At 70.7% G+C, this 19,583-nt stretch carries 18 protein-coding genes; 10 read left to right on the top strand and 8 right to left on the bottom strand.

Annotated elements, in window-relative coordinates:
* Window positions 1-43: 43 nt before the first annotated feature.
* Entirely contained in the window at window positions 44-505 is a 462-nt protein-coding gene (locus OG251_RS42235) for a universal stress protein (protein ID WP_326682574.1), read from the bottom strand.
* 165 nt (window positions 506-670) lie between these two features.
* On the opposite strand from OG251_RS42235, the gene OG251_RS42230 reads away from it, so the two are divergent.
* Entirely contained in the window at window positions 671-1,513 is an 843-nt protein-coding gene (locus tag OG251_RS42230) for a polysaccharide deacetylase family protein (RefSeq protein ID WP_326682573.1), read from the top strand.
* A 130-nt stretch (window positions 1,514-1,643) separates the two neighbouring features.
* On the opposite strand, the gene OG251_RS42225 is transcribed toward OG251_RS42230, so the two are convergent.
* On the bottom strand, window positions 1,644-2,303 hold the full coding sequence (locus OG251_RS42225; RefSeq protein ID WP_326682572.1) for a class F sortase: 660 nt from the start codon (window positions 2,301-2,303) through the stop codon (window positions 1,644-1,646).
* A gap of 323 nt (window positions 2,304-2,626) precedes the next feature.
* Between OG251_RS42225 and OG251_RS42220 the strand changes: the two genes are divergently transcribed.
* The gene (locus OG251_RS42220) at window positions 2,627-3,178 is read left to right on the top strand and encodes a hypothetical protein (RefSeq protein WP_326682571.1); all 552 of its coding nucleotides are present in this window, start codon (window positions 2,627-2,629) and stop codon (window positions 3,176-3,178) included.
* Between the two features lie 95 nt (window positions 3,179-3,273).
* On the opposite strand, the gene OG251_RS42215 is transcribed toward OG251_RS42220, so the two are convergent.
* Both OG251_RS42215 and OG251_RS42210 read right to left on the bottom strand, forming a co-directional pair.
* The gene (locus OG251_RS42215; RefSeq protein WP_326682570.1) at window positions 3,274-3,810 is read right to left on the bottom strand and encodes a hypothetical protein; all 537 of its coding nucleotides are present in this window, start codon (window positions 3,808-3,810) and stop codon (window positions 3,274-3,276) included.
* A 173-nt stretch (window positions 3,811-3,983) separates the two neighbouring features.
* Complete coding sequence (locus OG251_RS42210; protein WP_326682569.1) at window positions 3,984-4,748, bottom strand: bestrophin-like domain; 765 nt, start codon at window positions 4,746-4,748, stop codon at window positions 3,984-3,986.
* Between OG251_RS42210 and OG251_RS42205 the strand changes: the two genes are divergently transcribed.
* The 3 genes from OG251_RS42205 to OG251_RS42195 all read left to right on the top strand — a co-directional run bounded on the left by OG251_RS42205 (window position 4,747) and on the right by OG251_RS42195 (window position 9,059).
* Window positions 4,747-5,328 carry a hypothetical protein gene (locus OG251_RS42205; protein WP_326682568.1) on the top strand — a complete coding sequence of 194 codons (582 nt, stop codon included), beginning with the start codon at window positions 4,747-4,749 and terminating at the stop codon, window positions 5,326-5,328. The two genes, OG251_RS42210 and OG251_RS42205, sit on opposite strands and share 2 nt — an antisense overlap.
* A 741-nt stretch (window positions 5,329-6,069) precedes the next feature.
* Window positions 6,070-6,888: an SAM-dependent methyltransferase gene (locus OG251_RS42200; RefSeq protein ID WP_326682567.1), complete on the top strand. Its 819-nt coding sequence runs from the start codon at window positions 6,070-6,072 to the stop codon at window positions 6,886-6,888.
* Window positions 6,885-9,059 carry a putative bifunctional diguanylate cyclase/phosphodiesterase gene (locus OG251_RS42195; protein WP_326682566.1) on the top strand — a complete coding sequence of 725 codons (2,175 nt, stop codon included), beginning with the start codon at window positions 6,885-6,887 and terminating at the stop codon, window positions 9,057-9,059. The genes OG251_RS42200 and OG251_RS42195 overlap by 4 nt, the downstream gene beginning before the upstream one ends.
* A gap of 48 nt (window positions 9,060-9,107) precedes the next feature.
* Here OG251_RS42195 and OG251_RS42190 read toward each other — a convergent pair whose 3' ends face one another.
* Complete coding sequence (locus tag OG251_RS42190; protein ID WP_326682565.1) at window positions 9,108-10,028, bottom strand: LysR family transcriptional regulator; 921 nt, start codon at window positions 10,026-10,028, stop codon at window positions 9,108-9,110.
* 97 nt (window positions 10,029-10,125) lie between these two features.
* Here OG251_RS42190 and OG251_RS42185 point away from each other — a divergent pair, with 97 nt between their 5' ends.
* Genes OG251_RS42185 through OG251_RS42175 form a run of 3 tightly spaced genes read left to right on the top strand, consistent with a single transcriptional unit; the run spans window position 10,126 to window position 13,527 of the window.
* Entirely contained in the window at window positions 10,126-10,833 is a 708-nt protein-coding gene (locus tag OG251_RS42185; RefSeq protein ID WP_326682564.1) for a succinate dehydrogenase, read from the top strand.
* 1 nt (window position 10,834) lies between these two features.
* Window positions 10,835-12,784 (top strand): fumarate reductase/succinate dehydrogenase flavoprotein subunit, encoded by a 1,950-nt coding sequence (locus OG251_RS42180; RefSeq protein WP_326682563.1) that lies wholly within the window; start codon window positions 10,835-10,837, stop codon window positions 12,782-12,784.
* Window positions 12,781-13,527 carry a succinate dehydrogenase/fumarate reductase iron-sulfur subunit gene (locus OG251_RS42175; RefSeq protein WP_073721137.1) on the top strand — a complete coding sequence of 249 codons (747 nt, stop codon included), beginning with the start codon at window positions 12,781-12,783 and terminating at the stop codon, window positions 13,525-13,527. Before OG251_RS42180 ends, OG251_RS42175 begins: the two co-directional genes overlap by 4 nt.
* A gap of 84 nt (window positions 13,528-13,611) precedes the next feature.
* On the opposite strand, the gene OG251_RS42170 is transcribed toward OG251_RS42175, so the two are convergent.
* A complete protein-coding gene (locus OG251_RS42170; RefSeq protein WP_326682562.1) occupies window positions 13,612-16,077 on the bottom strand; it encodes an excinuclease ABC subunit UvrA in 2,466 nt (821 codons plus the stop codon).
* A gap of 108 nt (window positions 16,078-16,185) precedes the next feature.
* The gene (locus tag OG251_RS42165; RefSeq protein ID WP_442818480.1) at window positions 16,186-17,244 is read right to left on the bottom strand and encodes an MsnO8 family LLM class oxidoreductase; all 1,059 of its coding nucleotides are present in this window, start codon (window positions 17,242-17,244) and stop codon (window positions 16,186-16,188) included.
* Window positions 17,245-17,354: 110 nt separating this feature from the next.
* Between OG251_RS42165 and OG251_RS42160 the strand changes: the two genes are divergently transcribed.
* Window positions 17,355-17,843 (top strand): phosphatase domain-containing protein, encoded by a 489-nt coding sequence (locus OG251_RS42160; RefSeq protein WP_326682560.1) that lies wholly within the window; start codon window positions 17,355-17,357, stop codon window positions 17,841-17,843.
* Here OG251_RS42160 and OG251_RS42155 read toward each other — a convergent pair whose 3' ends face one another.
* Window positions 17,844-18,059, bottom strand: coding sequence for a dodecin (locus OG251_RS42155; RefSeq protein ID WP_073721141.1), 216 nt, complete (start codon window positions 18,057-18,059; stop codon window positions 17,844-17,846).
* Window positions 18,060-18,264: 205 nt separating this feature from the next.
* Here OG251_RS42155 and OG251_RS42150 point away from each other — a divergent pair, with 205 nt between their 5' ends.
* Complete coding sequence (locus tag OG251_RS42150) at window positions 18,265-19,518, top strand: extracellular solute-binding protein (protein ID WP_326682558.1); 1,254 nt, start codon at window positions 18,265-18,267, stop codon at window positions 19,516-19,518.
* Window positions 19,519-19,583: the final 65 nt, after the last annotated feature.

Raw genomic sequence — 19,583 nt, 5'->3', positions numbered from 1 at the left:
ACGGGGCCGCCCCTCACCGGGCGACGGGCCCACCCGCCGACGGCTACGGCACCACGGTGACGGGCCAGCGGCCCGCCTTCACCAGCCGGATCGCCACCGAACCGATGAACCGGTGCCCCGCCGACTCCGACGCGCCGACCACCACGGCGTCCGCCTTGAGCTCGTCGGCCGCCGTCACGAGCCCGTTGTACGGGTCGCCGCGGAAGGTGTGGAACTCCCAGCGCACATCCCATATGTCCTTGAGCCGCTCCGTCGCCGCCCGGATCTCGCCGACCAGTCCCTCGGCGACCTCCCCCGTCGTGTCGCCGACCGGTGCGCCGAGCGAGGCGCCCGCGGGCATCACGGGCTGGACGTACACAAGGGTGAGCATGGCGTTCTGGCGCCGGGCCAGACCGGCGGCGTAGGCCGCGGCCCGCATGGAGGAGTCGGACCCGTCGAGGCCCGCGACGATCACCTTGGGGCCGTCTGTGCCACGTTCGAACTGGTGGGGCTGCTGGTCTGTCACGGCACAGAGGTTATCGGCTGGTGCGGAGGGTCTCGCTCCGGGTGCCGAGGGGCTTGGGCGGGGACCCGCCGGATGCCGTGGGCGTGCTGCTTCGAATGGGTACAAAATGACCATCATCCGGTGTCGTGGGGCAGGGCACGCGCCCGCCCGTGCGAGCAGTTGGCCATGAGACGTGATCAGACCTCACCCGGGCGCCGCACCGCGCTGAGGCTCGCCCTGGGCCTCGGGGCCGCCACCGCCGCGCACATGATCGCCGCCGACCCGGCCGCCACCCCCGCCCGTCCGGCGGGCACCCGGGCCGTCGCGGCCGCCGGCCCGCCCGCGAAACCGCGGGGGAGACCCTCCGTCTACCGGCTGCAGCCGATGACCGGGAACGCCCCCGCCCGGTTCACACCGGCGCCACCGCCGGTACGCACCCGGCCGTTCGAGGAACTGCCCGGCCTCGGGCACTCCATGGTGCTCAGCTTCGACGACGGGCCGGACCCGCTGTACACCCCGGACATCCTGGCCACCCTGCGCGCATACGGGGTCCGCGCGATGTTCTTCGTCTGCGGCGAGATGGCCGTCGACAACCGGGACCTGCTGCGGGAGATGGCGGACGACGGCCATGTCGTCGGCAACCACTCCTGGTCGCACCCGCTGATCCCGAAACTCTCCCGGGCCGGCATCCACGACGAGCTGGGGCGCACCACCGAGGTGATCGACCGCACGCTCGGCGCCCCGCCGCTCTGGTACCGGGCCCCCTACGGTGCGTGGAACCGAAACTCCTTCGAGATCGGCGCCGAACTGGGCATGGAGCCGATGGCCTGGACGGTGGACACCCTGGACTGGACGACGCCCGGGACCGGCACCATCGTGCGCCGGGTCCTGGACGGGGCCGCCCCCGGTGTGGTCGTCCTCTCCCACGACGCGGGCGGCAACCGCTCGCAGAGCGTCGCCGCGCTCCGGCGCTACCTGCCCGAACTGCTGGACGACGGCTACCGCATCACGGTGCCGCACCGCGACTGACGGCACGCCCCCGGGGGACGGTGCCCCCGCGTGTGCCGGGGCACCCGCCCGCCGCACCCCGGCCGGGCGGACCCGCGCTCCTGCGGTGCGTACGGCTGTGCCTTCCGGCCGGGCGCGGGGCGGTACGGGCTCAGCGGGTCTCGACGAGCCGGGCGAACACGACCACGTTCCCGTCGTACCCGCCGGCCTTGGAGTAGCCGCCTCCGCAGGTGATCACCCGGAGTTCGGCGTGTCCCGTGTCGCCGTACACCCGGGCGCCGGGGAAGCCGTTCTTGGCGAACACCTCCACCCCGTACACCTCGAACACCGCGACCCGGCCGTCGTAGCGGGTCACTTCGACGTGGTGGCCCTTGTCGAGCGAGCCCAGCCCGTAGAACACGGCGGGCCCCGCCATGTTGTCGACATGGCCGACGACCACGGCGGTGCCGCGCTGGCCGGGCGCGATGCCGTTCTGGTACCAGCCCGCGAGGTTCGGGTCCTCGGGGGGCGGTGCGTCGATCCAGCCGTTCGCGTCCAGGTTCACATCGACGATCGGTGCGTCGACATCGATGGACGGGATCTTCACACGGGAGGCGGGGGCGTACGGCAGGGGCTGGACCGGTTCGCCCTCCACCGGCGGGCCCGCCGCGTCCCGGCCCTTGTCCAGCGACGCGGCCGCGGCGGGCTGCGGCGGGCCGGCCGGGGTGTCGGCACCGTTCCGCATGAGGGCGAGTCCGGTGAGCATCACCAGGGCGACAGCCCCCCAGGGCACGCGTCCGGTCCGCCCGGCGCCAGAGTGGTCCCGGCCCATGGTTCTCCCTTCGTCGCGACGATGGGAACGTTAGGTGCGGTGCGGTGGGGCGGCGATCGGGGAGGGGCGAACGGGTGGCGGCGATGACGGGGCCGCCTGGGGGACTGCTCTTCGGAGTAATGAGCAGATAAAAGTTCTGACGGTCTGTGACCTGCGGCTCCGTCAGATCGCCGGGTCCTCGTACGGCGTGTCGGCTCACCGGGGTGGAGCAGCGCCGAAGTGCGACGTGCCGGGGAACTGGTGAGGGTTCGTCATGGGGTGCGTTCTCCTCGATCCATCCCGGAGGAAAGACTCCGGGGCGTGCCCCGCTGGAGGTTCACACCATGCGTGCTTCACGCGCTCTCGCGGTCACCGCGACCGCCTTCGCGGCTGTCGGTCTGGCGGCCCCGCTGGCCGCCGCCGGTGGCAGTACCGGCAACACTCCGACCAATGTCACCGTGCACCCCGCCGCGGTCCACCAGGGCGCCACCCTGCATGTCAGCGCGCAGGGGTGCCGCAACGGCGGCAGGGTGTGGTCGAACGCCTTCCCGACGACCGAGCTGTCGGCGGGGCGCACCGGGCACGCCACGGCGCACATCCGCCACCACACCACTCCGGGGCACTACAACCTGTCCGTGCGCTGCCACGACAACGGAGTCGGCGGGGAGGGCGGTGACGGGGGCAATGGCGGAAACGGCGGCAACGGCGGCAACGGCGGTATCGCCACCCACAAGTTCACCGTGCTGGCGGGTATGGGCGCGGAGGGCGGCCTCGGTGGCTCCATGAGCCCCAGCTCGGTGGAGATGCAGATCGGCGGCGGTCTGGTGGCCGCGGCGGCCGTCGGAGGAGCTGTCTTCATCGTCCGTCGTCGACGGACGAGCAATGCGGCGTTCTGAGGCGTCGAACCTCCCGCCCGGCCCGATACGCCCGTCGCCCCGAGTCCTGGATCAGGACCCGGGGCGACTGTCGTGCGGCCGCGTGCTCCGCGGGGTCAGTGCCCGCGGCCGGCGGCACGCCGGCGTACGAAGTAGAGGGCTCCGGCGCCTGCCGCCGCCACCAGTGCCGTACCGGCGGCGAGTTCCGGGGCGTCCATCGTTCCGATGCTGCCGCCGAGCCCGCCGGTCACGCCGCCGGGTGGCGCGATGGAGGTGGAACTGGCCGTGGGCGTCGTGGTGGCGGGAGCGCTGGTGATGGTGAGGTTGACGCTCCTGCTGGCGCCCGTGGAGCCGCAGGCGAACGTCACCGGGTAGACGGCACCCCGCCGGGCGGCCGAGTTGACCGTGGCGGTGGCGGACGGGCTGCCGCTCGGGATGACCGTCGTGTTGAACGCACCCGAGGTGACGGTCGTCGCGCCCGTGCACCCCCCGCTGCCGAGCGTGACCTGACCGCCCGGCGCGATCACCGAGGGGGCGACGGTCGGGTTGAACGAGGTGTTCGTGCCACCCGCCATGGCGTGGGTGGCCGGGGTCAGCACGGTGAGTGCGGTGGCGCCGAGCAGGGCTGCGGGTGCGACACGTATCGCGCGCATGGTGAATCCTCCGGTCCCCGAGGAGCAGCTGCGGAACGAATTTCCACAAGGAATGAGAAATGCGCCTCGATGTCCGAAACGGTAGGAGCGGTGCATATCACCCGCGATCGGGGTCCGGCGAATGGGGCAGCGTTGTCCCCCGGCCGGCGCACCGGCCGGGGGAGCGGCGCCGGTCAGCGGGCGGCGTGCGGGAACAGGTCGACGAAGGGGGCGGTGGTGGCCGAGATGCCCCGGCCGAAGGGCGAGTCGAAGTCCCAGATGAGGAAGAGCAGGAAGGCGATGAGGGCGCTGAAGAGGCCGGCCAGCAGCAGTTCGCGGAACGTTCTGCGGATCTGCAGCGTGAAGATCAGTCCCACTGTCACCAGCGCCCCGGTGATCAGGCCGAACCAGACCACGCCCGGCATGGTCGCTCCGGCGCTCTGCCCCCGGGAGCTGCGGGCGTCGTCGGCCGCGGCGACCTGGTCGATCAGTGGCTGATACGCCTGCCCCTCGTGGTCCGTCCTCGGCTCGTACCCGGTGACATCGGCGCGGACCCGGTCCAGCAGGAGGGTCCCCCGGTCGGTGAGGCTGCCGTGGGCGGACATGGTCCGCCACTCGTCGTGGACGACATGGCTGACGTAGGCGTCGACATCGGTACGGATGCGGTCGCGGACCTCGGCCGGATAGACGGAGGAGCGGGCCCGCACCTCGTGCAGCGCCTGGGCCTCCAGCCGCACCGACTCCTGGGCGGCGCTGCGGCCCTCCCAGACGCCGGCGATGGCCAGGCCGAGCACGATCGCGTACACCACGCCGATCATCATCGTCATGTACTCGATGACGTCAGGTGTCTCGGACGGATCGTCGTCCTCGCCGATGCGGCGATTGTTGAGTATCGCGATGGTGAGGACGACGGCACAGGCCGACGCCATGGCAAGGGTGAGAACAAGCCATTCCGACATGCAATTCTCCCTCGGTCAGCGGGACGAGCGGGGCCGGAGCACGGCGACGGCGAATACCGCGGGGGCGGTGATCAGCAGAGTCAGGGAGACCAGCGAAGGCCCGCTGCGCGGCGCCTTGTGTGTCGCCCTGCGGTACGCGGGGAGCGCCACGGGCCGTGGTGACGGAGGCGTCGGGCGCAGTGAGGGCGTCGGCGTCGGCGAGGGCTTCGGCGGCGCGGGCGAGGGTGTGGGCGGTGGTGCGGGCTCCGGTTCCGGTTCCGCCGGTTTGGGTTCCGGTTCCGGCGGTGCGGGCGCGGGTGCCGGTGTCGGTGCGGGGTCGGGAGAGGGAGGCGGCGGGGGAGGCGGCGGCGGTGGTTCGGGAGGCGGTGGTGGTTCGGGCTTCGAGACCGCCTTGCACTTCGCTCCGCCCGCCACGGCAACCGCGGCAGTGCCGTCGCCCTGCCCGATCGAGGCCACCGCGCAACTGTCGGCGGACGTGGGCAGCGGCACGGCTATCAGCCAGATGAGGACGGCGGCCGCGGTGAGCCGCCCGATGCGTGATCCGTACACGACGGGCAGCATGGTCGCCGCCGGAGGGTGACACGCGGCTCCGGGCGGGGATTCGCCTGATAGTGGGGACAATTCACGGTTCGTGTTTGCTGCGGCCGTTTCCTGTGCCGGGGTGAACGCGGGGCAGCGTATAGAAGGCACCGGCCCACCCCGGCCGCGGTGATGGCGGCGGCCCCGAGGGTGCTGAAGGACTCCCCTCCGGGGCGGTCAATGGGCAAGTTTTCCGCCGTACTTGGTTCGCCGCCGCAGCCGGTGGGAAGAAGGCCGTCCTGCACACCGACAACGCGGTAGGAGGGATTCCCGTCGAGAAGCGCGGTACCGGTGGGGAGGAATTCGGTGGACCGCATCAGGGGGTTGGTCATCTTCGGCCGTTCCGCGTCCCGGACATCAAACGGCGTCGATCGACCGCCGCCGGTCTATACCTTTTCGGCGACATGAAGCCGGGGCGTCAACGGCCAAGGAGTCGGCGGCACATGATACGCGCCCGGATCGATGACGAACTCGCCGGTGCACCTGAACGGTCCCGCGCCGGTTCGGAGGCTATTCGCTCAAGTCGCTTCCGTGCAGCGGAAAAACGGCGCCCGACGTACCGGTCCGTCGCGGAATGCGCACACGCAGCGACGGGACGTCCCGCACATGCCACTGGTGTGTGACCAATAACGGACCGCTAATTTCCGTTTCCGCTCGCTCTCCTGGCGGTCGATCAGTAGCCTCTGGTCAACACTGACCATGAACATGGCCGGATCGCCGTGGCGACTTGTTGGAGACATCGATGGAGCGTCCCGCCTGGGCACCGCAAGGCATCGACATTTCGGTGCCGAGCGTGTCCCGAATGTACGACTTCTATCTGGGCGGATCGCACAATTTCGAGGTGGACCGGGAAGCGGCGCGCAAGGCCATGGAGTTCATGCCCGGCCTTCCCAAGATCATGCAGGCGAACCGGGCGTTTATGCGCCGGGCGGTGCGCTACGCCACACGTGCGGGTATCAGTCAGTTCCTGGACATCGGTTCCGGCATACCGACCTTCGGCAATGTGCATGAGGTCGCCCAGGCGGCCGACCCCGAGTCCCGGGTGGCATACATCGACCACGACCCGGTCGCGGTCGCGCACAGCCAGGCGGTGCTGGAGGGCAACGACCGTACGGTCGTCGCCGCCGCCGATCTGCGCCGGCCCCAGGAGATCCTGCACAGCCCCGAGGTCGGCAAGCTGCTCGACTTCGACCGGCCGGTCGCTCTGCTGCTCGTCGCGGTGCTCCACTTCATCGAGGACGCCGACGACCCGTACGCCGCGGTCGCCCGGCTCCGCGAGGCGCTGGCGCCCGGCAGCATGATCGTCATGACCCACGCCTCGTACGAGGGGGTCCCGCTCACCGAGGCGGAGGCGAGCGGAACCGTCGGCGTCTACCGCAATATCCGCAGCCCGCTCGTCATGCGGTCGCGCGCCGAGGTCAGCAGGTTCTTCGAGGGGTACGAGATGGTCGAGCCGGGCCTCGTCTCCATGCCGCACTGGCGTCCGGACACCCCGGTGGTGCCGGAGCAGGAGGACCCGTTCGCCTTCTCGGGCTTCGCAGGGGTAGGACACAAGGCGTGAGCATTCCCGCCCAGGCGTCCGGTGAGCCGGACGCGGAACCCGACGGACCCGAAGACCGGCTCCGAAGATTCGCCACGATCTGGAGCCGGGCCATCTTCCCCTCGACGGCCACCTCCATGACCCGCCCCGAGTTCGAGCAGCATCTCCTGCCGCTGGCGCGGCAGCTGAACGAGATCCTGCACGCGCGCCCGTTCGAAGCGGGTCCCGCCCAACGGGTGGGCGCCGCGCTGGTCGAGGCGCACTGCACCGACCCGGACGCCCTCAGCTCCACCCTCGGCGTCGTCGACTCCTACCTGGTCCTCTACTGCGGCGGAAACGGGCCGGAGGAGCTGTCCACCGAGGACGGCAGGTCCCGTTGCGCACGGATGCAGCACGCGATGGCGGGCGGCTACACACAGGCGCTGCGCGATCGGACGCTGTCCGAGCAGGAGGCCATAGCCCGCTCGGCGCTCGCCGCCCGCTCCCACGCGGAGCAGGTCCTGCACGCCACGGAGGCGCGCTTCCGTGCCGTCTTCAGGGACGCCGCCATCGGCATCGGCATCGCGGATCTGGACGGCAACGTCCTGGAGGTGAACGACACCCTCACCCGGATGTTCGGCGGCCTGGACCACCATGTCCGCAGCCACAAGCTGAACGAGTGGGTCCACCCCGAGGACTCGCCGCACGTGTGGAAGTACTACAACGAGCTGGTGCGCGGCGAACGCGAGCACTACCGGGTCGAGAAGCCGTACTACCGCAACGACGGAACGGTCCTGTGGACCAATCTGACGGTGTCGCTGCTGCGGGACGCCGAAGGCCGTCCGGAGTACCAGCTCGCGCTCCTGGAGGACACCACCGAGCGACGGCTCCTCAATCTGCGGCTGCGCTACGAGGCCACCCACGACGCGCTCACCGGCCTGCCCAACCGCACCCTCTTCTTCGAACGGCTGGAGAAGGCCGTCGCGGCCAGGAACGGCACCCGCTTCGGGCTCTGCTACCTCGACCTCGACGGCTTCAAGGCGATCAACGACAGCCTGGGGCACGCCGCCGGAGACCGGCTGCTCGTCGAGGTCGCCGACCGGCTGCAGAGCTGCGCCACGGCTCCCGGCGAGATGGTGGCCCGGCTCGGCGGGGACGAGTTCGTCGCGCTGACCACCGGACCGGACACCGAGCAGGAGGTCGACGACCTCGCCTGCCGCATCCTGAGCGTGCTCGCCACACCCATCCGGCTCGACGGCCGGGAGCTGACCGTACGCGGCTCCATCGGCATCGTCGAAGGGCCCTCCGGGGAGCGCAGCGCCGCCGAGGTGCTGCGCAGCGCCGACATCACGATGTACCGGGCCAAGTCGGCCGGCGGCAACCGCTTCGAACTCGCCGACCCGGAGGCCGACGCGCGTGCCATCACCCGGCACGGGCTGACCACCGCGCTCCCCGCGGCGCTGGACCGCGGTGAGTTCTTCATCGAGTACCAGCCGCTCGTGCACCTGGGCGACGGAAGTGTGCACGGCGCGGAGGCGCTGGTGCGCTGGTGCCATCCGCAGCACGGGGTGCTCGGTCCCGACCGGTTCATCCCGCTCGCCGAGCACACCGGACTGATCGTGCCGCTGGGCCGCTGGGTGCTGGAGGAGTCCGTCCGGCAGGCCAACTTCTGGCAGGAACGGCACAGTGACGGCGGCCCGTTGAGGATCAACGTCAATCTCTCCCCGACCCAGCTGCACCACCCGCGGCTGGTCGCCGAGACGGTCGACGTGCTGGAACGTTCCGGCCTGGAGCCGGGGGCGCTCTGCCTGGAGGTCACCGAGTCCGCGTTGATCGGAGCCGACGACGATCTGCTCAAGCCGCTGCGCCAACTGGCGGAAATGGGCGTCGACATAGCGCTCGACGACTTCGGCACCGGCTACTCCAACCTGGCCAATCTGCGCCGGCTGCCGGTGAGTGTGCTCAAGCTGGACCGGTCCTTCACCCAGGGCATGCAGCAGCACCCGGCCGATCCGGTCGACCTGAAGATCGTCGAAGGCATCGTGTCACTGGCGCACAGCCTGGAACTGGCCGTCACGGTGGAGGGTGTGGAGACCGGGGCCCAGGCGCAGCAGCTGCGGGAACTGGGCTGCGACACCGCCCAGGGCTGGTACTACGCCCGTCCGGGTGCCCCGGACCGTATCCACTCCCTGCTGCTGGCCGACGCCGTCTGACGGGTGCTGCCGGGCGGTCCCGCGACCGCCCGGCCCCCGGAGACGGCCTCAGCCGACGGACGGGTCCGGTCTTCCCGTCCGTCCGTCGATCGAGGACAGCAGTACGCGCTGGAGCTCCCGCGCCGCCCGCGGCGGGGCCACGTCGCTGCGGTGCGCGAGCGCGATCGTCCGGCGCAGTCCGGGCCTGGCCAGCGGTGTGGTCCGCAGATCGTGGCCCGAGCGGGTCGCGACCATGCTCGGCACCACCGCGATGCCCAGACCCGCCCGTACGAATCCCAGTACCGCGTCCATCTCGCCGCCCTCCACCGTGAACGCCGGCTCGAAGCCCTCGGCGCGACAGGCCGCCACGGTCAGTTCCCGCAGGTCGTAGCCGTGCCGGAACATCACCAGGGGCGCGCCCCGCAGATCCGCGATCCGGACACTGCCGCCGCGCCCCGGCGCGCGCTCCGTCGCCGCCGACACCACCACCAGGTCCTCGTGCAGCAGCTCGATCGTGGTCAGCGCGGGCGAGGCGGCCGGCAGGGGCAGCACGACCAGGGCGAGGTCGAGCGCACCGCGGGCCAGCTCCCGTACGAGGTCGTGCGAGCCGCCCTCCTCCAGCAGCAGCTGGATGCCCGGATGCAGATCGTGGAACGCGCGCAGCACGTCCGGCAGCAGCCCCGTGCAGAGACTGGGCGTCGCCCCGAGCCGGACGCGGCCACGCCGCAGCTGTACCAGCTCCTGCACCTCGTGCCGGGCGGTGTCGGCGTCCGCGAGGATCCGGCGGGCCAGTGGCAGCAGCGCCTCGCCCGCGTCGGTGAGGGTGATGTTGCCCCGGGCCCGGCTGAACAGCTCGGCGCCCAGCTCGTTCTCCAGCGCCTTGATCTGCTGGGAGAGCGAGGGCTGGGAGACATGAACGGCCTCGGCGGCACGCGTGAAGTGCAGGGTTTCGGCGACCGCCACGAAATAGCTGAGCTGGGGAAAGTGCATGACACCGACCCTAGCCCCGTACGATAGCCAATGCCTATGGACATGAGCCGCACCATGTCTTGGACTGATGAGGTCTTTCGGCCCTAGCGTCGTGTCCATGGCATTGGCAACACGGGCGGACCGACGGCCGTCCATGACGCGTACGCTCTGGGACTCGTCCGTCGGCAAGAAGACGATCATGGCGGTGAGCGGCCTGATCATGCTCGGATATCTGGTCGTCCACATGGTGGGCAACCTGAAGATCTTCTTCGGGTCCGGCGAGTTCAATCACTACGCCCACTGGCTGCGGACGCTGGGCGAGCCCTTCCTGCACTACGAGTGGGCCCTGTGGATCGTCCGCGTGGTGCTCGTCGTCGCCGTCGTGCTGCACGCCGTCTCCGCGTATCAGCTGAGCCGCCGCGACATCAGGGCGCGCCCCGCCAAGTACGTCCACAAGAAGCCGCGGGCGAGCTACGCCACCCGGACCATGCGCTGGGGCGGCATCATCCTCGCGCTGTTCATCGTCTGGCACATCCTCGACCTGACGACCGGCACCGTGCACCCGGGCGGCTTCCAGTCCGGGCGCCCCTACCAGAACGTCGTCGACACCTTCTCGACCTGGTACGGGAACACGATCTACATCGTGGCCATGCTCGCCATGGGACTGCACGTGCAGCACGGCTTCTGGAGCGCCGCCCAGACCCTCGGCGTGGGCAGTGCCACCCGCGACCGCATCCTGAAGACCCTCGCCAACCTCCTCGCCGCGGTGCTGACGCTGGGCTTCATCTCCGTACCCGTCGCCGTCATGGCCGGATTGGTGAGCTGACATGACCGACTACTCGCAGTACGCGACGGGCGCGCCCGTCGTCGACACCAAGGCCCCCGAGGGACCCGTCGCCGAACGCTGGGACACCCGGCGCTTCACGGCCAGGCTCGTCAACCCCGCCAACCGCCGCAAGCACACCGTCATCGTCATCGGCACCGGCCTGGCGGGCGGTTCGGCCGGCGCCACGCTCGCCGAACAGGGCTACCACGTCGTCCAGTTCTGCTTCCAGGACTCGCCCCGCCGGGCCCATTCGGTCGCCGCCCAGGGCGGCATCAACGCCGCGAAGAACTACCGCAACGACGGCGACTCCGTCCACCGGCTGTTCTACGACACCGTCAAGGGCGGCGACTTCCGCGCCAGGGAGTCCAACGTCCACCGGCTCGCGCAGATCTCCGTGGAGATCATCGACCAGTGCGTCGCCCAGGGCGTCCCCTTCGCCCGCGAGTACGGCGGACTGCTCGACAACCGCTCCTTCGGCGGCGTCCAGGTCTCCCGCACCTTCTACGCCCGCGGCCAGACCGGACAGCAGCTCCTTCTCGGCGCGTACCAGGCGCTGGCCCGGCAGATCGCCGCGGGCAACGTCGAACTCCACGCGCGCACCGAGATGCTGGACCTGATCGTCATCGACGGAAAGGCCCGCGGCATCGTCGCCCGCGACCTGATCACCGGAAAGATCGACACCTACTTCGCCGACGCCGTCGTCCTGGCCAGCGGTGGCTACGGCAACGTCTTCTACCTGTCGACCAACGCCATGAACTCCAACGCCACCGCCATCTGGCGTGCCCACCGGCGCGGCGCCTACTTCGCCAACCCCTGCTTCACCCAGATCCACCCCACCTGCATCCCGCGCACCGGCGACCACCAGTCCAAGCTGACGCTGATGAGCGAGTCGCTGCGCAACGACGGCCGCATCTGGGTCCCGCGCGCCAAGGGCGACGACCGCCCCGCGAACGAGATCCCCGAGAGCGAGCGCGACTACTACCTGGAGCGCATCTACCCGGCCTTCGGCAACCTCGTGCCCCGCGACATCGCCTCCCGCGCCGCGAAGAACGTCTGCGACGAGGGCCGCGGCGTCGGCCCCGGCGGACAGGGCGTCTACCTGGACTTCGCCGACGCCATCGCGCGGATGGGCAGGGCCAAGGTCGAGGAGAAGTACGGAAACCTCTTCGACATGTACGCGCGGATCACCGCGGAGAACCCGTACGAGACACCCATGCGGATCTATCCGGCCGTGCACTACACGATGGGCGGCCTCTGGGTCGACTACGACCTCCAGACCACCGTCCCCGGGCTCTTCGCGATCGGCGAGGCGAACTTCTCCGACCACGGGGCCAACCGGCTCGGCGCCTCCGCGCTGATGCAGGGCCTCGCCGACGGCTATTTCGTCCTGCCGTCCACGATCAACGACTACCTCGCCCGCAACCCCCGTACGGAGACGGTCGACGCGGACCACCCGGCCGTCGCCGAGGCGGTCGCCGAGACCGAGGACCGCATCAATCTGCTGCTCGCCGTCGACGGCGACCGCACCCCCGACTCCTTCCACCGCGAGATCGGCGAACTCATGTGGGAGTTCTGCGGCATGGCCCGCACCGAGGAGGGACTGCGCAAGGCCCTCGAACGGATCCCGCAGATCCGCGAGGAGTTCTGGCGCCGCATCAAGGTCCCCGGCACCGGCGAACAGTTCAACCAGTCGCTGGAGAAGGCGAACCGCGTCGTCGACTACCTCGAACTCGCCGAGCTGATGTGCCTCGACGCCCTGCACCGCGCCGAATCCTGCGGCGGCCACTTCCGAGAGGAATCACAGACCCCGGACGGGGAGGCCGCCCGCCGGGACGAGGAGTTCTCCTACGCAGCCGCCTGGGAGTTCTCCGGCACCGGTGAAGCCCCCGTCCTGCACAAGGAAGACCTCGTCTTCGAGTACGTCCACCCCACCCAGCGGAGCTACGCATGAAGCTCACCCTGCGCGTCTGGCGCCAGCAGAACGCCGAGACGCCCGGCGCCATGGCCACCTACGAAGTCGACGGGATCTCCCAGGACATGTCGTTCCTGGAGATGCTCGACACCCTCAACGAGGAGCTCATCCTCGGCGGGGACGAGCCCGTCGCCTTCGACCACGACTGCCGCGAAGGAATCTGCGGCGCGTGCAGCCTCGTCATCAACGGTGACGCCCACGGACCCGAGCGCACCACCACCTGTCAGCTCCATATGCGGTCCTTCCGGGACGGCGACACGATCGACATCGAGCCCTGGCGGGCCGCCGCCTTCCCGGTCGTCAAGGACCTGGTCGTGGACCGCTCCGCCTTCGACCGGATCATCGAGTCCGGCGGCTACATCTCCGCCCCGACCGGCACCGCCCCGGACGCGCACGCCACCCCCGTGCCCAAGCCGGACGCCGACTTCGCCTTCGAGCACGCCGAGTGCATCGGCTGCGGCGCGTGCGTCGCTGCCTGTCCCAACGGCTCGGCGATGCTCTTCACCTCGGCGAAGGTCAACCACCTCAATGTGCTGCCGCAGGGCGCACCCGAACGCGAGACCCGTGTCCTGGACATGGTCGCGACCATGGACGAGGAGGGCTTCGGCGGCTGCACCCTGACCGGCGAGTGCGCCACGGCCTGCCCGAAGGGCATTCCGCTGCCGTCGATCGCCGCCATGAACAAGGAGTGGCTGCGGGCCACGCGCAAGGTCCGCCGCTGATCCGACCGGCACACAACACCCCTGACCCCAGGGCCCGGAGGCCGCCCGCCTCCGGGCCCTGCGCGTCCGGAGCCGGTCACGAGGTCACCGCGCCCCGGAGCGGGTCGCCGGGCCTTCGCCGGGTACGGGGCCCAGCCGCAGCGCCTTCGCCAGGTACGGGGCCGTCCGGCTGCCCGCCGCCCGTGCCACCTGGGCAGGAGTGCCCGTCGCGACGATCCGGCCACCCTGGTCACCGCCCCCCGGCCCCAGGTCGATGACATGGTCCGCACCCGCCACCACCGCCATGTCGTGCTCCACGACGACCACCGTGTTGCTCGCCTCCACCAGCCCGTGCAACTGCCTCATCAGCACCTCGACATCGGCCGGATGCAACCCGGTCGTCGGCTCGTCGAGCAGATACAGCGTGTGCCCGCGCCCGGTGCGCTGGAGCTCCGCGGCCAGCTTGATCCGCTGGGCCTCGCCGCCCGACAGCTCCGTCGCGGGCTGGCCCAGCCGCAGGTAGCCCAGCCCGACATCGAGCAGCGTGCCCAGACTGCGCTCGGCCGCGGCGGTCCCCGCGAAGAACCCGGCAGCCGACTCCACCGTCAGGTCCAGCACCTGCGCGACGGTGAGCCCGCGCAGCGTGACCTCCAGCGTCGCCGGGTTGTAGCGCGCGCCGTGGCAGTCCGGGCAGGGCGCGTACGTATTGGGCAGGAACAGCAGCTCCACGGAGACGAACCCCTCGCCCTGACAGGTCTCGCACCGCCCGCCCGGCACATTGAAGGAGAACCGGCCCGCCCGGTATCCGCGCGCCCGCGCCGTCTCCGTCTGCGCGAACAGCTTCCGTACGACATCGAAGAGACCGGTGTACGTGGCCAGATTCGACCGGGGTGTACGGCCGATGGGCTTCTGGTCGACCTGGACGAGCCGGTCCACCGCCTCCAGCCCCCGCGCCGCAGCGCAGTGCCGCGCCACCCGCACCTCGGGCAGCCCGGCGCCGGCCGAGGCCTGCCGGTCCGCCAGCACCCCGGCCAGCACCTGACCGACCAGGGTCGACTTCCCCGAACCCGAGACACCGGTCACCGCGGTGAACACCCCGAGCGGGAACGCCGCGTCGACGCCGCGCACATTGTGCCGGTCCACTCCGTCCAGCCGCAGCCACCCGGTGGGCGCACGCGGCTCCCGTGCCGGCGGCGGATCCTCGTCGAACAGGAACCGTCGCGTCGCGGACCCGGCCACGTCGGCGAGCCCCGAGGGCGGCCCGCTGTGCAGCACCTGCCCGCCGTGCTCCCCGGCCAGCGGACCCACATCGACCAGCCAGTCCGCCTGCCGCACCACGTCCATCTGGTGCTCCACCACGAACACCGTGTTCCCGGAATCCTTCAGCCGGCCGAGCACGGCGAGCAGCGACTCGGTGTCCGCCGGATGCAGCCCGGCCGAGGGCTCGTCCAGCACGTACACGACCCCGAAGAGCCCCGATCGCAGCTGGGTGGCGAGCCGCAGCCGCTGCAACTCGCCCGAGGACAGCGTCGGAGCCGTACGGTCCAGGCTGAGATAGCCAAGACCCAGCTCGGTCACCGTCGCGATGCGGGCCAGCAGATCGGCCGTCAGCACCCGCGCCGTCTCCTCGCCGCCCGCGCGGGACAGCACCCCGGCGAGATCGGCGAGGGGGAGCGCGGCGAGCTCGGCGATCGTCCGCCCGCCGAAGGTGACGGCCATCGCCTCCGGCCGCAGCCTGCTGCCCGCACAGACCGGGCACGGCGCGCTGGTCAGAAACCGCTCCGCCTTCGCCCGCAGCGTGGTGCTCCTGGAATCCGCGAACGTGTGCATCACATAGCGCCGCGCGCTCATGTACGTACCCTGGTAGGGGCGTTGGATGCGGCCCGCGTCGCGCACCGGATGGACCGTCACCACCGGCTGCTCGTCGGTGAACAGGATCCACTCCCGGTCCCCGGCCGCCAGTTCCCCCCACGGCCGGTCGACGTCGTACCCCAGGGCGTCGAGCACGTCGCGCAGATTCTTGCCCTGCCAGGCTCCCGGCCACGCGGCGATGGCCCCGTCCCGGATCGACAGCGAAGGATCCGGTACGAGGAGTTCCTCGGTGGTGCGGTGGATGCGGCCGAGCCCGTGGCACGCGGGACAGGCCCCGGCGGCGGTGTTCGGCGAGAACGCGTCGGAGTCCAGCCGCTCGGCGCCCGCCGGATAGTCCCCGGCCCGGGAGAACAGCATGCGCAGCGAGTTGGACAGTGTGGTGACCGTCCCCACCGAGGAACGCGATCCGGGCGCGGAGCGGCGCTGTTCCAGGGAGACCGCGGGCGGCAGCCCGGTGATCTCGCCGACGGCGGGAGCGCCGACCTGGTGGATCAGCCGGCGGGCGTACGGGGCGACGGACTCGAAGTAGCGGCGCTGGGCCTCGGCGTAGATCGTCCCGAACGCCAGTGAGGACTTCCCGGAGCCCGACACGCCGGTGAAGACCGTCAGGGTGTCGCGCGGGATGTCGACGTGGACGTCCTGGAGGTTGTGCTCCCGGGCGCCGCGCACGCGGACGTACGGATCGTGGGGGGTGGGCATCGGGGCGTGGCTCCGTACGGAATCTGGGCGGGGTGGGAAATTTGGGGTACGCGGTTCGATTCTAGGCACCCCAGCCGTTGCCGCGTCAGGTGACGTACGGGGGTGGGGTCACGTGCGCACGGCGGGAGCGGGGCTGTCCGTGTGCGGCCGGTGCGGTCCGTGGGAGCCCGCCGCTCCGCCCGTGATCCGGGACAGCCGTGACAGGGAGTCCAGCAGCCCCTCACGGTCGTAGGTGCTGGTGGTGACCAGCACCTCATCGGCGCCGGTCTCCCCGATGGCCGTGTCGAGCTGCGCGGCCACCTGCTCCTCGGTGCCGTGGATGTGTCCGCGCAGCCCCTGTTCGAACCGGCTCCGTTCCTTCGCCGTCATCGTGAGTGCCTCGATGCGCCCGGCGGGTGACAGCGGCGGAAAGGCACCATGGGTGCGGGAGTAGGCCATGGACCAGGCTTCCGGCATCAGGAGCCGGAGCGCGTCCTCCTCCGTCCCCGCGACCGCGACCGTGCCCGCGACGACCACATAGGGCTCCGTGGACCAGGCGGAGGGCCGGAAGCCGCGGCGATAGCCCTCAACGGCCCGCAGCAGCTTCTCCCGGCCGCGCAGATCACCGACGACCAGGGGCAGCCCGGACGCCGCCGCGATCGCCGCGCCCTCGCCGGTCGCGAGCACGTACGGGGGGATGCGCAGCCCCTCCGCTGGCAGCGCGTGCACCTGGGGGTGGGCCCGCTGGGTGCCGTCCAGCCAGCCGAGAAGTTCCGTGAGCTGCCCGGCGAAGTCCTCGGCGTCCCGCTTGTCGCGGCCCAGAGCTCTGCGGATGCCGTCGGTGAACCCCACCGAACGGCCGAGGCCCATGTCGATCCGCCCCGGGAACAGCGAGGCGAGCACCCCGAACTGCTCGGCGACGACGAGGGGCTGGTGGTTGGGCAGCATCACACCGCCGGTGCCGACCCGGATGGTGGAGGTCGCGGCGGCCACGGCGGCGGCCAGCACGGTCGGCGCGGAACCCGCGACCCCCGGCACGCTGTGGTGCTCGGAGACCCAGAAGCGGTGATAGCCCAGCGCCTCCGCCTCGCGGGCCAGCCGCACGGTCTCGCGCAGGGCCTCCGGGCCGTCGTGACCCTCACGGGTGCGGGAGCGGTCCAGGACGGAGAAACGGGTCGACGCGATCACAGAGCTCACGCACTGTTCAACGTCTGCGGCCCGCCAGGATTCCCGGGCCCGGCTGTCCCGCCATCCCCGGCGGGACGGCCCTGGGCCGCCGGCCTCCCTAAGCTGGGGGAGTGAGCGACGACGCGCGGCCGCTGGCCGTTTTCGACCTGGACGGGACACTCGCCGACACTGCCCACCGGCAGCACTTCCTGGAAGGGCGGACGAAGGACTGGGACAGCTTCTTCACCGCCGCCGTCGACGATCCGCCGCTGCGGGACGGGGTGGCTCTGGCGCTGACGAGTGCCGAGGAGTGCGAGATCGTCTATCTGACCGGGCGGCCGGAACGCTGCCGCCGGGACACCGTGGAGTGGCTGGCCCGGCAGGGGCTGCCCGAGGGTGGCCTGCACATGCGGCGCAACGGCGACAGACGGCCGGCCCGCCGTACCAAGCTGGACAGCCTGAAGCGGCTGGGCCGGGGGCGCGAGGTGCGGGTCTTCGTCGATGACGACGCATTGGTCTGCGATGCCGCCGAGGTGGCCGGATTTACCGTGGTGAGGGCCGACTGGGCGGAGGCCCACGCATCGCTGAAGGATGCGCAGGAGCGTGAGGGGCGTACCTGATCAGGCGTTTTCGTCGAGCCGGAAACCGACCTTGAGCCCGACCTGGTAGTGCGCGATTCGGCCATCCTCGATGTGCCCGCGCACCTGACTGATCTCGAACCAGTCGAGATTGTGCAACGTTTCCGAAGCTCTGGCGACGCCGTTGCGGATCGCCGCGTCGATGCCCTCCTCGGAGGTTCCTACGATCTCGGTCACCCGATAGGTGTGATTAGGCATGGTATGTCTCCTCTCCTGTGACCACGGTGCCTCAATCCGGGGTGCCGCGCGAGAGGGAGGGTCCGGCCGACCGGCCTCTGTCCGGGCCTTGACCTTATGAATGGTCCATACCAAAATCCAGCCACACACCCGTGCGAGCGATGCCGCCGCAGTCCCCCCACACCGGGTTCTGATTCCGTCGTGCCGTTTCGCAGAAGGTGACCTAGTGAAGAACCGCATACTCGCCGGAGCCGTCGCGCTCGTTTCGTCCGTCGCGCTCGGTGGATGTGGCTATTTCTCGGACTCCGGCTCCGGTGGCCGCACGGTGACGGTCTGGCTGATGAAGGACAGCGTTTCCCAGGGATTCCTGGACAAGTTCACCGCGTCGTACGAGGAGGAGCACCCCTCCATCGAACTGGAGTTCAAGATCCAGGGGTGGAGCGACATCGGCCCCAAGATCATCACCGCGCTCAAGGGGGACGACGCCCCGGACGTCATCGAGGTCGGCAACACCCAGGTGGCGCAGTACGCGGAGAGCGGCGGGCTGCGTGATCTCACCCTCGAATCGATGCGGGACCTGGGCAGCGACGACTGGCTGCCCGGACTCGCCCAGCCGGGCAGCATCAACGGCGTTCAGTACGGCATCCCCTGGTACGCGGCCAACCGGGTGGTGATCTACAACAAGGAGATCTTCGAGCAGGCCGGCGTCGAGACCCCGCCGAAGACCCGCGACGCATGGATCGAGGCGAGCGAGCGGCTCAACACCAACGGGAATCAGGGCATGTACCTCGCGGGCCAGAACTGGTACGTCCTGGCCGGGTTCATCTGGGACGAGGGCGGAGAGCTGGCCGACGAGAACGGCGGCGACTGGGAGGGCGCCCTGGCCTCGCCCGAAGCGCTCAAGGGCATGCGGTTCTACAAGGAACTCCAGGCGCTCGGCGACGGTCCCCTGGACGCCGACGAGGAGAAGCCCCCGCAGACCGACGTCTTCGCCGAGGGCGATGTCGCGCAGATCATCGCGGTGCCCGGGGCCGCCTCCCTCATCGAGCAGAAGAATCCCGAACTCAAGGGAAAGCTCGGCTACTTCCCCATCCCCGGGAAGACCGCGAAGTCACCCGGCTCCGTGTTCACCGGCGGCTCGGACCTGATCGTTCCGAAGAACGCCGACCAGCGCAGCGCGGGCATCGAGGTCGTCAAGGCGCTGGCGAGCGAGAAGTGGCAGACCGAACTCGCCCGGACGATGAGCTACGTGCCCAACAAGCCGAGCCTCGCCCATGTCATCGAGGGCGAGGAGGGCACCGCGGCGATGGCCGTCGGAGCCACCCGGGGCCGCGCCACCCCCAACTCGCCCCAGTGGGCCGCGGTCGAGGCCGAGAACCCGATCAAGCCGTACATGACGGCGGTCCTCCAGGGCGGCGATCCGGCCGAGGAGGCCAAGGCTGCCGCGGAGCGCATCACCGCGCTGCTCGCGGGCGGCTGAGCCGCGACAGAAGGGGACGCGCGGGATTCAGCCGTCGCACATCCCCGCTCTCCGTAGCGGTCATG

Origin of the sequence: Streptomyces sp. NBC_01237 (assembly GCF_035917275.1) — a bacterium.
Classification (GTDB): Bacteria; Actinomycetota; Actinomycetes; order Streptomycetales; family Streptomycetaceae; genus Streptomyces.
This window is presented reverse-complemented; position numbering and strand designations above follow the sequence as displayed.

Excerpts from the sequence above, each read along its gene's own strand:
- OG251_RS42205 (WP_326682568.1), top strand. The coding sequence starts at position 4,747 with ATGCAATTCTCCCTCGGTCAGCGGGACGAGCGGGGCCGGAGCACGGCG.
- OG251_RS42230 (WP_326682573.1), top strand. The coding sequence starts at position 671 with ATGAGACGTGATCAGACCTCACCCGGGCGCCGCACCGCGCTGAGGCTC.
- OG251_RS42225 (WP_326682572.1), bottom strand. The coding sequence starts at position 2,303 with ATGGGCCGGGACCACTCTGGCGCCGGGCGGACCGGACGCGTGCCCTGG.
- OG251_RS42175 (WP_073721137.1), top strand. The coding sequence starts at position 12,781 with ATGAAGCTCACCCTGCGCGTCTGGCGCCAGCAGAACGCCGAGACGCCC.
- OG251_RS42210 (WP_326682569.1), bottom strand. The coding sequence starts at position 4,748 with ATGTCGGAATGGCTTGTTCTCACCCTTGCCATGGCGTCGGCCTGTGCC.
- OG251_RS42180 (WP_326682563.1), top strand. The coding sequence starts at position 10,835 with ATGACCGACTACTCGCAGTACGCGACGGGCGCGCCCGTCGTCGACACC.
- OG251_RS42170 (WP_326682562.1), bottom strand. The coding sequence starts at position 16,077 with ATGCCCACCCCCCACGATCCGTACGTCCGCGTGCGCGGCGCCCGGGAG.
- OG251_RS42220 (WP_326682571.1), top strand. The coding sequence starts at position 2,627 with ATGCGTGCTTCACGCGCTCTCGCGGTCACCGCGACCGCCTTCGCGGCT.
- OG251_RS42185 (WP_326682564.1), top strand. The coding sequence starts at position 10,126 with ATGGCATTGGCAACACGGGCGGACCGACGGCCGTCCATGACGCGTACG.
- OG251_RS42200 (WP_326682567.1), top strand. The coding sequence starts at position 6,070 with ATGGAGCGTCCCGCCTGGGCACCGCAAGGCATCGACATTTCGGTGCCG.
- OG251_RS42155 (WP_073721141.1), bottom strand. The coding sequence starts at position 18,059 with ATGCCTAATCACACCTATCGGGTGACCGAGATCGTAGGAACCTCCGAG.
- OG251_RS42215 (WP_326682570.1), bottom strand. The coding sequence starts at position 3,810 with ATGCGCGCGATACGTGTCGCACCCGCAGCCCTGCTCGGCGCCACCGCA.
- OG251_RS42190 (WP_326682565.1), bottom strand. The coding sequence starts at position 10,028 with ATGCACTTTCCCCAGCTCAGCTATTTCGTGGCGGTCGCCGAAACCCTG.